The sequence below is a fragment of the Dyella sp. Tek66A03 genome (assembly GCF_052567735.1).
Genome location: NZ_CP199584.1, coordinates 4,281,293 through 4,295,197, shown reverse-complemented (window position 1 = coordinate 4,295,197; position 13,905 = coordinate 4,281,293). Strand labels below are relative to the sequence as shown.

Annotated in this window: 10 protein-coding genes; 6 read left to right on the top strand and 4 right to left on the bottom strand. The window is 62.2% G+C overall.

Translation table 11 applies throughout. The features are described from left to right. Positions 1–16: 16 nt before the first annotated feature. A complete protein-coding gene (locus tag ACT01B_RS19195; protein ID WP_445144804.1) occupies positions 17–1,108 on the bottom strand; it encodes an ABC transporter ATP-binding protein in 1,092 nt (363 codons plus the stop codon). Between the two features lie 141 nt (positions 1,109–1,249). On the opposite strand from ACT01B_RS19195, the gene ACT01B_RS19190 reads away from it, so the two are divergent. The 5 genes from ACT01B_RS19190 (at position 1,250) to ACT01B_RS19170 (ending at position 9,095) form a co-directional block, all read left to right on the top strand. After that, the gene (locus ACT01B_RS19190) at positions 1,250–2,602 is read left to right on the top strand and encodes a GH1 family beta-glucosidase (RefSeq protein WP_445144803.1); all 1,353 of its coding nucleotides are present in this window, start codon (positions 1,250–1,252) and stop codon (positions 2,600–2,602) included. Between the two features lie 301 nt (positions 2,603–2,903). Next, complete coding sequence (locus tag ACT01B_RS19185; protein WP_445144802.1) at positions 2,904–3,419, top strand: RNA polymerase sigma factor; 516 nt, start codon at positions 2,904–2,906, stop codon at positions 3,417–3,419. Then, positions 3,412–4,551, top strand: a complete 1,140-nt coding sequence (locus ACT01B_RS19180) for a FecR family protein (RefSeq protein WP_445144801.1) — start codon at positions 3,412–3,414, stop codon at positions 4,549–4,551. The genes ACT01B_RS19185 and ACT01B_RS19180 overlap by 8 nt, the downstream gene beginning before the upstream one ends. Positions 4,552–4,680: 129 nt before the next feature. Further along, complete coding sequence (locus ACT01B_RS19175) at positions 4,681–7,491, top strand: TonB-dependent receptor domain-containing protein (RefSeq protein WP_445144800.1); 2,811 nt, start codon at positions 4,681–4,683, stop codon at positions 7,489–7,491. A gap of 80 nt (positions 7,492–7,571) precedes the next feature. Next, positions 7,572–9,095, top strand: coding sequence for a CehA/McbA family metallohydrolase (locus tag ACT01B_RS19170; RefSeq protein ID WP_445144799.1), 1,524 nt, complete (start codon positions 7,572–7,574; stop codon positions 9,093–9,095). Between the two features lie 94 nt (positions 9,096–9,189). Here ACT01B_RS19170 and ACT01B_RS19165 read toward each other — a convergent pair whose 3' ends face one another. The 3 genes from ACT01B_RS19165 to ACT01B_RS19155 all read right to left on the bottom strand — a co-directional run bounded on the left by ACT01B_RS19165 (position 9,190) and on the right by ACT01B_RS19155 (position 11,419). Further along, on the bottom strand, positions 9,190–9,639 hold the full coding sequence (locus ACT01B_RS19165) for an H-NS histone family protein (RefSeq protein ID WP_445144798.1): 450 nt from the start codon (positions 9,637–9,639) through the stop codon (positions 9,190–9,192). A gap of 276 nt (positions 9,640–9,915) precedes the next feature. Beyond that, positions 9,916–10,662: a pteridine reductase gene (locus ACT01B_RS19160; protein WP_445144797.1), complete on the bottom strand. Its 747-nt coding sequence runs from the start codon at positions 10,660–10,662 to the stop codon at positions 9,916–9,918. Positions 10,663–10,720: 58 nt separating this feature from the next. After that, positions 10,721–11,419: a hypothetical protein gene (locus ACT01B_RS19155; RefSeq protein WP_445144796.1), complete on the bottom strand. Its 699-nt coding sequence runs from the start codon at positions 11,417–11,419 to the stop codon at positions 10,721–10,723. A gap of 213 nt (positions 11,420–11,632) precedes the next feature. Between ACT01B_RS19155 and ACT01B_RS19150 the strand changes: the two genes are divergently transcribed. Next, a complete protein-coding gene (locus ACT01B_RS19150; protein WP_445144795.1) occupies positions 11,633–13,831 on the top strand; it encodes a TonB-dependent receptor in 2,199 nt (732 codons plus the stop codon). The last annotated feature ends 74 nt before the right edge of the window (positions 13,832–13,905 follow it).

Sequence of the window (13,905 nt, the reverse complement as noted above, 5' to 3'; positions counted from 1 at the left end):
GCAGGGCGCAGGCGGATCAGACGATACGCGCGCCGCTCACCGGTTCGAAAAAGTGCAGACGTTCCTGCGTCAGTTTGAAATGCATCGGGGTACCCGGCTCCGGTAGCTGGCCCGGCGGTACACGCGAAACCAGCGCCTGCGTGCCATAGCGGAGATTGAGAAAGATCTCGTTGCCTATCGGCTCGGGTACTTCAAGCACGGCGGTCAGTGCCGAAGCGTCGGCGCTGCTCAAGCGCAGGTCTTCCGGTCGCACACCCAGCACGATGTCGCGGTCGAGCCACGGCAGCAGCTCCGGCGACTGCGTGGACAGTTCGCCCAGGCTCAGTGAGCCATGCGGAGTCTGCAGCTGCCATGCGCGCTCGCGTTGCAGCTGGCCACGCAGCAGGTTCATGGCAGGCGAGCCGAGAAACCCTGCCACGAACAGATTGGCCGGCTTGTCGTACAGATTCATCGGCGTATCGATCTGCTGGATCTTGCCGCCATCGAGCACCACGATGCGTTGGCCCAGCGTCATCGCTTCGACCTGGTCGTGAGTGACGTAGATCATGGTGGCGCCGAGCTGCCGGTGCAGCCGCGCAATTTCCACCCGCATCGACAGCCGCAGCTTGGCGTCCAGGTTGGAGAGCGGTTCGTCGAGCAGGAATACCTTGGGCTCGCGCACCAGCGCACGTCCAAGCGCCACGCGCTGGCGCTGGCCGCCGGAGAGCGCCGCCGGCAGCGAATCGAGGCGCTGCTCCAGCTCCAGCAGCCGCGCCGCATCGCGCACGCGCGCCGCGATCTCATCCGGCTGCTTGCCGCGCAGGCGCAGGCCGAAACCGAGATTGTCGGCCACCGTCATATGCGGATACAGCGCGTAGTTCTGGAACACCATGGCGATGTCGCGGTCCTTGGGCGACACCTCGTTCACTACGCGCCCATCGATGCTCAGCGTGCCGGAGGAAATCGATTCCAGCCCCGCGATCATGCGCAGCAAGGTGGTCTTGCCGCAGCCGGACGGCCCCACCAGCACCAGCAGCTCGCCATCGGCGATGTCGAAACTCGCCTCAGCGACGCCAACGTGGCCATTGGGATAGACCTTGCACACGCGATCCAGCTTTACCGTCGCCATCGATGTTCTTCGCTCCTGTGCCCCGTGGGGCCGTGCGCGCCTGCTTGAGTCGACCCGCTGCACATTCGGGCCTTGCTAGGCTATTCTCACCATGTAATCGTTTACATCAAGCCGCAATGCGGCACAAGAGAACTTCCCGACATGACTCAACGTTACCGTTTTCCTGCGGATTTCCATTGGGGTGCCGCCACCTCGGCGTATCAGATCGAAGGCTCGCCCCTCGCCGATGGCGCCGGCCCCAACATCTGGCAACGCTTCGCGCATACCCCCGGCATGATGATCAATGGCGATACCGGCGACGTGGCCTGCGACCACTACAACCGTTTCAAGGACGACGTGCAGCTGATGCGCGCGCTCGGCCTGCAGGGTTATCGCTTCAGCGTGGCCTGGGCGCGCGTGCTGCCTGAAGGCACCGGCCGGATCAACCAGAAGGGTCTGGACTTCTATTCACGACTGGTCGACGAACTGCTGGAAAACGGTATTGAGCCGAATGCCACACTGTTCCACTGGGATTTGCCAGCGGCGCTGGACGATCGCGGCGGCTGGCTGAATCGCGATGTGGCGAACTGGTTCGCCGAGTATGCGGGTGTGGTGTTCAAGGCGTTGGACGGTCGCGTCAAGCGCTGGTCCACGCTCAACGAGCCGTGGGTGGTTACCGATGGTGGTTACCTGCATGGCGCGCTGGCGCCGGGTCACCGCAGCAAGTACGAAGCGCCTATCGCCGCGCATAACCTGATGCGTGCCAGCGGCGCCGGCATCCAGGCTTATCGCGCGCTGGGCAAGCACGAGATTGGCGTGGTGTTCAATATCGAGCCGAAGTATCCGGCTTCCGATAGTGCCGAGGACCTGGCCGCCACCCGTCGCGCCCATGCCTACATGAATGAGCAGTTCGCCGACCCCGCCTTGCTCGGCAGCTATCCGCCCGAGCTGAAGGAAATCTTCGGCGATGCGTGGCCGGATTTTCCGGAAGACGATTTCAAACTGACCCAGCAACCGGTCGATTTTGTCGGCATCAACTACTACACGCGCGCCGTGGTCAAGCACGATGCGAATGCCTACCCGCTCAAGGCCGTGCCGGTACGCCAGCCGAACAAGACGTACACCGAGACGGGTTGGGAGGTGTACGAGCAGGGCCTCACCGACACGCTGACCTGGTTCAAGCAGCGCTACGGCGACATCCCGCTGTACATCACCGAGAACGGCTCGGCGTTCTACGATCCGCCGGTGGCCGAAGCCGATGTGCTGGAGGACCCGCTGCGTGTCAATTACCTGCGCAAGCACCTCAAGGCCTTGCACCGTGCCATTGATGCAGGCGTGAACCTCAAGGGCTATTACGCGTGGTCGTTGATGGACAACCTGGAGTGGTCGCTCGGTTTCTCCAAGCGTTTCGGTCTCTACCACGTGGACTTCGCCACGCAGAAGCGCACGCCGAAGGCTACGGCAAAACTCTATGCGAAGGTGATTGAAAGCAACGGTACGGTGTTGGACGAATAATCACGGTACCTTCGTTTCGGCCACGTGGCATGCCCCGGATCGAGTCCGGGGCGTGTTCTTTGCGCGGTGGCGACGTCGTCCAGGTGCGGGCTTTTCGCGCACAGGGTGCGCTCCTACGGCAAGTTTGAGAACTTGAGCATCGATGGTCCTGGCGATTCCATCGCACGGACTCTGTGCGCGAACCCGTGCCCGTCGGCAGCGACTTCGTAAAAGTTTCACAAAGCAGTCATAAGCGCGCACTAGGCTCTGCGGCCATCGGTGCCGTAAGCCTGCTTCGGCGATGATGGCCGGAGGTGGTGTGATGCCTGAAGCACTGGGGGCGTGGTCCGCGTTGTTCGCGGAGAAGGGCGCGGCCTTGAGCGGCTATTTCTTGCGCCGGGTGAAGCATCGATGGGATGCTCAGGACCTGGTGCAGGAAGTGTATCTGCGGCTGCTGCGCATCGAGCCTGCCGATGCGGCAAGCATTCGCAACCCTGAGGCCTATCTTTTTACCGTCGCCGCCAATCTGATCAAAGAGCACGCCGTGCTTCGGCAGCAGTTCCCGCTGGCGAGTGATGGCCTGGAAGAGGTGATGGAGCGGCTCAGTGCGCCTTCCAGTGCCGAAGCAGAGCTTGATCGGGAGTTGCGCCGCCAACGATTGGGCGAACTCATCGCACGGCTTCCGCCCAAGTGCAGGGCGGTGCTCGTCATGCACTACCGAGACGAGCTGTCGTATCGTGCGATTGCCGAGCAATTGTCGATCTCCACCCACATGGTGAAAAAATACATCGTGAAGGGATTGGCGGCATGCCGGCAAAGGATGGCTGACTATGAATAAGCCCAGGCATTTCGAAGCCGCGGGCAACACGCGCCGGATCACCGAGCAGGCCGCTACCTGGTATCTCGAACAACAGGATGAGCCCAGCGAACGCCAGCGTGCCGCTTTCCTTGCCTGGCTGCGAGCGTCGCCCGCACATGTGGCCGAATACCTGGCCATCGCGCAGATGCATGGCGATCTCAAGGCAGCTTCCTCGCTGCAGGCGGACACCACCGATGCGCTGGTGGAGCGCGCTCGGCGCGAAAATCCCGTGGTGCTGTTTCCGAAGGTCGCCGCCGATGTCGCCTGCGACCGAGCTGTCGCGCCAACCAGGGCCCGTCGCTTCGGGCGCAAGCTTGCCGGGGCGATCGCAGCGGTTGCGTTGCTGCTCCTGGCCTTGCTGGGCATCGCGCGTTGGAACCTGGCGCGCCAGGTAGAGGACCAAAATTATGCCGCTGGTGCCGACGCGGTAAAGGCGGTCAAGCTGTCGGACGGAACTCTGGTCCAGATCGGCCGCAACAGCAGCATCGATGTGCACTTCGATGCGCACTGCCGGCGTATCCAAGTGCTTCGCGGGCATGCCTTGTTCGACGTCGGCAAGGATCCAGCTCGACCCATGCTAGTGAGCGTAGGCGACCATGTGCTGCAGGACATCGGCACGGTTTTCGATGTCAATCGTGATACGGGCGGCGACACGCTGACGGTCATCAGTGGCCGTGTCCGGATCTTGAACGCGTGGCGGCCGAGCATGGACAAGCAGGATGTCAGGGTGGCCGACCTGGCGACCGGCCAAGATGCCCTCGCTGACCTGGTTTCCGGCCAACAAGTTGAGTTGAGCGCCTCCGGCGTGGGAGCGATTCACTCGGTACAGATCGCGCAGGCCACGGCGTGGCTGCCGGAAGACATTCGCTTCCACCGCGAAACCGTCGGTGACGTCGCGCGGCGATTCAATGCGTACACCACGAGGCCGTTGGTGATCGAGGATGAGCGAATTGCCAGCATGCGCATCAGCGGTGTCTTTCACGCAAACAATCCCCATGCATTCATCGCCTACCTGGCAACGCTGCCGGATGTTCGCATCGAGCAGGAGGGCGACCGCGTACGCGTGGTTGCCTTGTCGAGCCACGGCACGGCAAAGGCTGGACGGCTGTAAGAAAAAATTCATCGAATTCGCGGTACCCGGTTGTGACGAAGGTGACTCTTAGATGGGTATCGGCAAGCACGCAGCGCATAGAGCGTCGGTGCTTGCCATGACGTCTATCCCATCAAGGCCACCACCGACATGCGCAATCGTCTTGCTTTACATATCGCTTTTGCCCTCGCGGGCAGTATTCCGTGGACCGCTTTCGCTGATGCACCCACGGCCGTGCCGCACACGTCGGCCATTGCGGCCATGCCGCTGTCCCAGGCGCTGGACCGCTTTTCGCGCGAGGCGGGCATGCAGGTTGTCTATGGCGCGGAGATAGCCGACAGCATTCGCAGCCCTGGCGCCGATGCGGGTCTGTCCGCCGAGCAGCAGTTGCATCAATTGCTGTCGGGTACAGGGCTTGCCTATCGATTCATCACGCCCAATACGGTCACGATCGTCCCGGGAAACGTATCAGCCAATGCGGGCACGACGGCCGCCGCTGCGGCGACGATGGCCGATAGCAAGCAAGCGGACCCCAGCGGAAACCCCGCGCCTTCATCGGTCGACGGCAAGAGCGCCAAGGACCTCGAGCAGGTGGTAGTTACCGGCCGATCGGGTGTGGATGTGCGCACCAAGGCGCAGACCAGCTATTCGATCACCACGATCGATGAAGACCGCTTGCGTATGCAGGCGCCGACGAGCGTGACCGAGGCGGTGAAATCCGTGCCGGGCTTCTGGGTGGAGTCATCCGGTGGTGAGGCGAGCGGCAATATCCGCGCGCGCGGTATTCCGGTAGACGGCTACGGCTCGGTCAATCTGCTTGAGGATGGCATTCCAGTGCAGCATGACCCTGCGCTTGGCTACCTCAACGCCGACCAGGTGTTCCGCCTGGATGAAACCATCGACCGCATTGAGGTCGTGCGTGGCGGACCGTCCTCCATCTTCTATTCCAATGCGCCGGCCGGCGCAATCAACTTCATACCGCGCCAGGTCGGCGACACGGCAGAGGGACTCGTCAAGTACACCGTCGGCAACTACAGTTTGAACCGCCTCGACTTCTGGTACGGCACGCCACTGGGCAACGGCTGGAAACTGAGTGCCGGCGGTTTCTACCGGATCGACAACGGCATCCGCAGCCCGGGCTTTACCAACGACCAGGGCGGCCAGCTGCGCGCAACACTCTCGCGCACATTCGAAAACGGCGACATCAGTTTCGACGTCAAGCATCTGGACGACAAGGTTGCGCTGGACCTTGGCATTCCCATGTATCGCAATACGGGCGGCAACCTGGTCGCCGTGCCGGGCTTCAACGGCAACTACGGCACCCTGGCTGGGCCGGATACGCAGCACGTCACGATGCTGCAGGGCGATGGCAGCGCGTACAACTTCGACAACAGCCTGGGCACCCAGGTCAAGCGCACCCAATTCACGGTGAAATTCGACTACAACCTGGGCGACGACTGGAAGCTCGCGGAAAATCTTCGCTATAGCGATACCGATACCCAGCGCAATGGCGTGTATCCGAATGCGGTCGAGACGGCGGCGACCTTCCTGGCATCGGCGCAGTCAAGGCTGACCCAGTACTACCCGACGGCCAGCGGGATGCAGCTGCAATACGTCAATGCGCCGAACCAGGTATTCAACAACGCCAACCAGAACGGCAATGGTTTGGTCGTGATCGGTGGCTTGCGCGGCATCACCATGCCCATGAATGAGTTCACCAGCGATACGCGCGTGCTGCGCAAGTTCGAGTTCGGTGATCAGGTCCACGATGTCTCCTTTGGCTATTACTACGCGCGCTTCAACCAGAGCTTCGATCGCTACTCCTCCACGGCGCTGCTCGACGCCACCAATAATGCGCGCCTGCTGAACCTTGTGGCCCTGGATGCGGCGGGTAATCCTCTGGGCACGCTGACCAGCAACGGCATCTACAACTACGGCTACGAGTGGGCCCACGCCAAGGGCACCTCGACGACGAATGCGTTCTATGTCTCGGACGAGTGGCAGGTCAACGACAAGTTGCGCATCGACGGTGGCATGCGCTGGGAGAAGGTCAATACCGCGGGTTGGACCGAGCTGCCGACGACGGTCAACCTGGGCACGCCAGCAAGCTCGCAGATCATCACCGGCAGCGGCCAGTTCGTCGATTACGACCACAGTTTCAACAAACTCGGTTGGACGCTCGGCGCGAACTACCAGTTCAGCGACCGCCAGGGCCTATTCGCTCGCTACACGTCGACTTTTCGCCTGCCGAACCTGAGTTCGTATATCACCACGCCCACCGCGACGCCGATTACGCAAACCATGGTGTTGCCCGAGATCGGCTACAAGTACAGCGATCGCTACCTCGATGCCTATGCGACGCTGTTCTACACGAAGTACAACAATGTCTCCTTCAGCAACTACGTGTTCGATGCCAATACCGGCGTGTCGACGCCGGAAACGGGCTATGCCAATACCGAAACTTACGGCCTGGAGCTCGAGGGCACCGTTTACCCGTCGCAGCTGTTCGACGTGCAGTACACCGCTACCCTGCAGGATCCCAAGTACAAGGGCCTGAGCTATACGACGTTGGTGGCCGGGGCACCGGTCTTGCTCAACTACGATGACAATCAGCTGATTCGCGTGCCGAAGAACAGCTTCCGTGTCGTGCCGGGATTCAATTTGCTGGACAACAAGCTTCGTCTGCAGATGACCTACGAGTACGAAGGCAAGCGCTATGTCGATACCGCGAATTCGGTGATCCTGCCGCAATACCACACGATCGGCTTCAGCGCCCGCTACCAGGCCACGCCCGAACTGTCGTTCTTCTTGTATGCCGACAATCTCAACAACTCCCTGGGTCTGACCGAGGGCAATCCACGTGCAGGCGAATTGGCCAGCAGCGATGCGGGCAAGGGCGTGTTCATCGCCCGTCCGCTCTTGGGCCGCTCGTTCCGTGCGTCCGTGATGTATCGGTTCTGATTGACTGGCGCCTGGTCCCGTGCATGGCATCGAAGGATGGTGCACGGGTTGGCCTGAGATCCCGCTTTGAGGGTTGCAACATGAGTGGACAGTTGCGTCGTTCCTACGGCTTTCTGGTATTCGCTACGCTGCTGGCCGTGCTGCTTTCGGCACGTGCAGCCGAGCCCGTGCCGGATCTGGTGCTGCACGGCCATCTTCAGGGCAGCGATAATCAAACGTACCGTGAAGTGCCGTTCGTCGTGCCCGCTGGAGTAAATCGGGTCACCGTACAGTTCGACTACACCGGTCGTTCAGACCGTACTACCGTGGATCTTGGCCTGTTGGGCCCCGGCGGTTTTCGCAGTGCGGACGGCTTTCGAGGGTGGAGCGGCGGTAGCAAGCAGGTCTTCACGATCAGCGCTACCGATGCGACACCGTCGTTCCATGCCGGTGCTGTCCATGCGGGACGATGGACGTTGCTGCTTGGCGTCCCCAATATTCGCCCGGCCTCAAGTGCCGACTACACGGCGAAGATCTGGTTTGGTCATCCCGGCGATCCTGCGTGGATGCCGGCAGTGCTGAATCCTCCACTGCGCCGAGAGGCCGGCTGGTACCGGGGCGATCTGCATGTGCACGGTGCGCATAGCGACGGAAGTTGCACCAACCAGAGCGGCACTCAACGCGTACCGTGTCCGCTATTTTTGACCGTGCAACAAGCGGTTGATCGCGGCCTGGATTTCATTGCCTTGAGCGACCACAACACCGTGTCGCAAATGAACGATATTCGCGAATTGCAGCCGTACTTCGATCGGTTGCTGATGATTCCCGCACGCGAGGTGACCACGTTCCAGGGTCACGCGAATCTGTTCGGCACGGCCGAGCCGCTCGACTTCCGGATCGGCAGCGCTGCGGTTCCGGACTGGAATGCCTTGCTGCGTCAGGCAGCCAGCCTGCACGGTTTGCTGTCGATCAATCATCCGATCCGCCCGAACGATGAAACCTGCATGGGCTGCGGTTGGACGCCCAAGGGACCGGTTGACCTGCACATGGTGCAAGCGATCGAGGCGGTCAACGGTGTGGACGCCATGTTGCCAGACTCGGGCATTCCGTTCTGGCAAGACCTGCTCAACCAGGGCTATCGCGTCACCGCCATTGGCGGCAGCGACAACCATGACGCAAAGCGTTCATTGGCGTTGCCGGGAGGCGGATTGATTGGCACGCCAACGACCGTGGCGCATGCCAGCGAGCTTTCGATGGAGGCGATACTCGTGGCTATCCGCGCCGGCCACGTGTTCATCGACGTGCAGGGAAGTCGTGATCGCCTGCTTGATGTGACCGCGCGCGTGGACGACCGCAAGGCGGAGATGGGAGATGCGCTGGCCGCGCCGAGCGGGAGCAAGGTGCATCTGACGGTCAGCGCTAGTGCCTTGGTCGGTGCCCATCTGGAAATGCTTGCCGATGGCAAGGTAGTGAATCCCGGGGTTGACCTCGCGATCCACGATGCCAGGCAAACCGTGTCGTTCGACTGGCAGAGCGATGGCCGGAGACACTGGATACGTCTCAACGTGCGCGGGGCTGGCGGAGAGTTGCTGCTGGTCGGCAACCCGATCTATGTCAACGGATGAATCGTCGCCCAGCCCGTGCCATCGCACGATCGGCTGCACGCCCGAACGGGCAGTCGGGCGTGCAGCCGCGCTGGGCCCAGGAGTGTCCTGGCGACTATCGAACAGTCTTTCTTGCCGTCGTCTTCTTGCTTGCCCGCTTGGCGGCCTTCCTGGGTGCTTTCTTGGCGGCCTTGGCTTTCTTGACCGACGTTGCGGACTTCGTGGCGCCACCAATCAGGAGGCTTTCCGCCGTCACGCCACGGCGCTTGAGCGCGTTCGCAAACCAGATCGGCTGTCGACCGCGGCCCGACCAGGTCTGGGTGGGATCGGCGGGGTCGCGGTACTTGGGAGCTACCGAGCCCTTGCCGCCTTTCTTGCCCGCCGCTTTCTTGCCGCGTGAGGGGTAGACGTCATCCAGGCTGAGGCCGCTGTTACCCAGCAAGGCATCGATTTTCTGCCTGACCGCCTGGACCTGCGTCGCATGGGCTTCCTGCATCTGGGCGTTCGCGTTCGCGATGAGCGCCTGAAGTTCTTTCGGGGATAGCGTCTTAAGATCGATGGCCATGCAGATACCTTCGTTGGAGTTTTCGGCTGAAGTCTAGGGCATGCGAGGCCTAGCCGTGTAGCAGGCGACGGCGACTGTCATGCCTCACTTGCGCGGATTCGTCAGTAGGGACATGGAACGATGATCGAAAGTGGCGCGATCGTGCACGGCGGCTATCCATGCTTGATAGCTGCATTCGTCAGGACAGTATCCAGAATAAAGTGTCATTGCTTACGCCGATGCATCGGATTGACGGATCGCGCGCATGGATTTCACCTGGCAATCATGGATTGGCCTTCACACAGAAAGCGTGCGGCCTCCATCGACATGGATGATCTGCCCCGTCACGAATGAAGCGTCGCGCAGCAGCCAAAGCACCGTGCCGGCAACATCATCCGGCGAGCCGGCGCGGTGCAGAGGCGTGCGCGCCAGCATGGCTTGCTGATCGTCATAAGGCTTGCCGTCACTGGGCCACATCACCGCCCCTGGAGCTACGCCATTCACCCGTATATCAGGGCCGAGGTCGAGCGCGAGTGAGCGTGTCATGGCCGCCAAGGCGGCCTTGGCCATGCAATACAGCGGATGTTTGGCGAGCGGGCGTTCGGCGTAGATATCCACCAGGTTGACGATGGCGCCACGCGCTTCGCGTAGTGCCGGTACAGCCGCCTGAGTGAGGAAGAAGGGCGCCTGCGCATTGGAGGCGAATAGCTCGTTCCATTGCGCGGGTGTCGCGCTGCCAACGGGCGTGGGATAGAACGCGGAGGCGTTGTTGATCAGGGCATCGAGTCGACCGTAGCGGGTCAGCACGCGTCCAACCATCGCGGGTAATGCATCAAGGTCGGCCAGCTCGGCCTGCACAAGAAACGTACTATCGCTGCGTTGACGCTCGAGCGACGAAGCGAGCAATTCGGCCTCGGCCGCAGCGTGGCGATAGTGCAGGGCCAGGTCGTAGCCCGCTGCGTGCAAGGTGCGGGCAATCACCGCGCCGACGCGCTTGCCGGCTCCGGTGATCAGGGCGACGGGACGCTCATGGCGTGGACTCATGCGTGGGCTCCTGCGTAACGCGAGGGAAGGGCGAGCTTGCCGCAAAGCGCGAGATACGTCATCCCGCAGGCGTACGCCGCGTCACTTTATCCATCACGCGTCTGGCGAGACCGGCCCTGGGGCTGGCGGGTTCGGCATCGACGGCCGGGACTTCGGTGGTTTCGATCGGTGCACTGAACAGCGCTATCGTGGTGCGTGCTACCTGCCCCGTGTCGTAGTAGGCGTAGGCGCCCACGCCAACGGCGCCCACCACCGGCAACCAGCGCGAGATGCCGTTGCCGACGGCGCGTTGGGAGACCTTCACGCCGACACGTTTGGCCACGCGCGCGGCGACCGTGTAACTCATGCGTCGGAACAACACGCGATCGCCCACGCGCACCACCATGTCGCGGAACGCTTGTGCGGCGGTGTGGCGAAACAGGCACCAGAGCATTTGTTCCCGGCCCAGTACCGAGTGCTGGCCGTATGCCGCCGCAATGTCGCTGACCATCTGCGCCTGGATTTTCCAGATCGCGATGAGCTCGGGTAGCACGGTGAGCCAGCCCAGCGGGCCTGGCGGCAGCGCCAGCGAGCCGGCCGTGAGTGCGGCTCGCTGGGCGGCGCGGTTGGCCAGGCGTCGCGCTTCGCTTGCCGGGTCCTTGCTATCGCTGACTTTGCTGTCGGGGATCTGGCTGACGAAGTCCAGGATGGCCTGGGTCACCCGACTGTGATCGCCAGGTTCGATGACGGCCGGAAGCTGGGAAGAAGGCTCGGACATGGCGGCGGCCTTTCGCGGGTCGCGGCATGCGCCGCAAGGTGCCCAGTCTAGGCAATCGGCGTGAAAGCGGGCTGACCCCCGAGGATAGGGCTGCTTAACGCAGGATGTTGCGCGGCGAGGCATGACTTCTGGGGCAGGCGCCTACCGGGGCTGGGTGGCAATGTTATAACATATCGAAAACAACATCTTTACCGTCCCTCTTCTGGAAGCCCAATGAAACGATCTCTGCTTGCCTTGAGTCTCGCTGTTGCGCTGGGTGCCGTACCTGTTGCCTTTGCCCAAACCAGCCCGAATTCAGATACCAGCAGCACGACGGCCAACGGCAGTACGGGCGATGCCGATTCGGGCGCGACGCAAAATGCGCCGGCCAAAGTGAAGCAGCTTGGAACAGTGGACGTGTCCGCGGCGTTGGACCAGGCGCGAAACGCCTTGTCGCCCGATACCGGCAGCAGCCAGTACGTGATCGACCAGAAAGCGATCCAGCAGTTGCCGCTGGGCGATTCCACCCCGCTGAACCAGGTGCTGCTGCAGGCACCGGGTGTGGTGCAGGACTCCTTTGGCGGCCTGCATGTGCGCGGCGACCACGCCAATCTGCAGTTCCGCATCAACGGCGTGATCATTCCAGAGTCGATCTCCGGCTTCGGCCAGACCCTGGACGCGCGCACCATTCAAAGCATCAAGCTGCTCGATGGCGCGCTGCCGGCCCAATACGGCCTGCGCACCGCCGCGGTGGTGGATATCGACACCAAGAGCGGTCACGAACTCGGCAACGGCGGCAGCGTCGGCATCACCGGTGGTTCGTTCGGCACCTTGAATCCGAATGCGTCTCTGTGGGGCAGTAACGATCGCTGGAGCTGGTTCGTCACCGCCAATTACCTGGAAACCGATGTCGGCATCGAGAACCCGACCTCCAGCCGCACGCCGATCCACGATCACTCCAACCAGGTGAAGGGCTTCGGCGATATTTCCTATCTGATCGACAACGACACGCGCGTGAGCTTCATGTTCGGCGCGACCAATAATCGCTTCCAGATTCCGAACAATCCGAACCAGACGCCGCAGTTCGGCTACCTGGACAGGGTGGATTTCAACTCGGCCGATCTCAACGAGCGCCAGCGCGAGACCACGCGCTTCGGCGTGCTGTCGCTGCAGGGCAAGATCGGCAGCAGCACCGACTACCAGGTGTCGGCGGGCCAGCGCTACAGCTCGGTCGGCTTCACGCCGGACGAGATTGGCGACCTGATGTTCAACGGCGTGGCCGCCACCATCAACCGCAACAACCGCGCGAGCACCTTGCAGGCGGATTTCTCCACGCCGTTGGGCGACAGCCATACGCTGCGTTACGGTGTGTACGGTGAGTTCGAGCGCGGCAACATCAGCAACAACTCGCTGGTGTTTCCGGCCAACCCGGATGGCACCCAGTCCAGCACCACGCCCATCGCCATTTACGACGCCACGAATCTGCTCGCGCGGACCTATTCGGCCTATCTGCAGGACGAGTGGAGCATCGGCGACAAGTGGACGGTCAACTACGGCGTGCGCGGTGACCGCTACCAGCTGTTCCGCACCGAAAGCCAGCTCAGCCCGCGTGTCGGCGTGGTCTATCAGGCCACCGACAGCACCACCGTCCATGCCGGCTATGCGCGCTACTTCACGCCGCCGGCCACCGAGGTGATCGATGACAGCAATATCGCGCGCTTCAATGGCACCACCAATGTCCTTCCTGGCACCGGCAGCAACCTGCCGCTAGCGGAGCGCTCGAATTACTACGATGTCGGCATTTCGCAAAAGGTCGGCTCGACCCTGACCCTGGGCGTGGACGCCTACTATCGAGAGGCGCGTCGCCTGCAGGATGAAGGCCAGTTCGGCACGGCGCTGATCTTCTCCAACTTCAATTACGACTTCGGCCGTATCCGCGGGCTGGAATTCACCGCCAACTATGACAGCGGCCCCATCTCGGCGTACTTCAATGCGACCGTGGGCAAGGCCCAGGGCAAGCGCGTGATCACCGGCCAGTACAACTTCGGCCCTGACGAACTGGCCTATATCAACGACAACTACATCCATCTCGACCACGACCAGGAGTTGACCTCGTCGGGCGGCATCACCTATTCGTTTACCGATACCACTCGCGTCGGTGCGGACTACCTCCTTGGCAGCGGCTTGCGCAGGACCGGCAGTAACGGCGTGCCCAACGGCGAAACAGTGCCTTTCTACTTCCAGCTGAACTTCAACGTGGCGCATGATTTCACCTTCGGCAGCTTCGGCAAGGTGAAGACGCAGCTGGCCGTGATCAACGCGCTGGACCGCACCTACCAGCTACGCGACGGCACCGGCGTGGGCGTCGGCGCGCCGCAGTTCGGTCCGCGTCGCGGCGTGTACCTGAGTCTGCAGAAAGACTTCGATTTCTAAGGTCAGCTGGGCGCATCCCCGTCGCAGTCCTCACGGGATCGCGGCGGGGCATGCGTTATCCTGCGCGCGTTTCC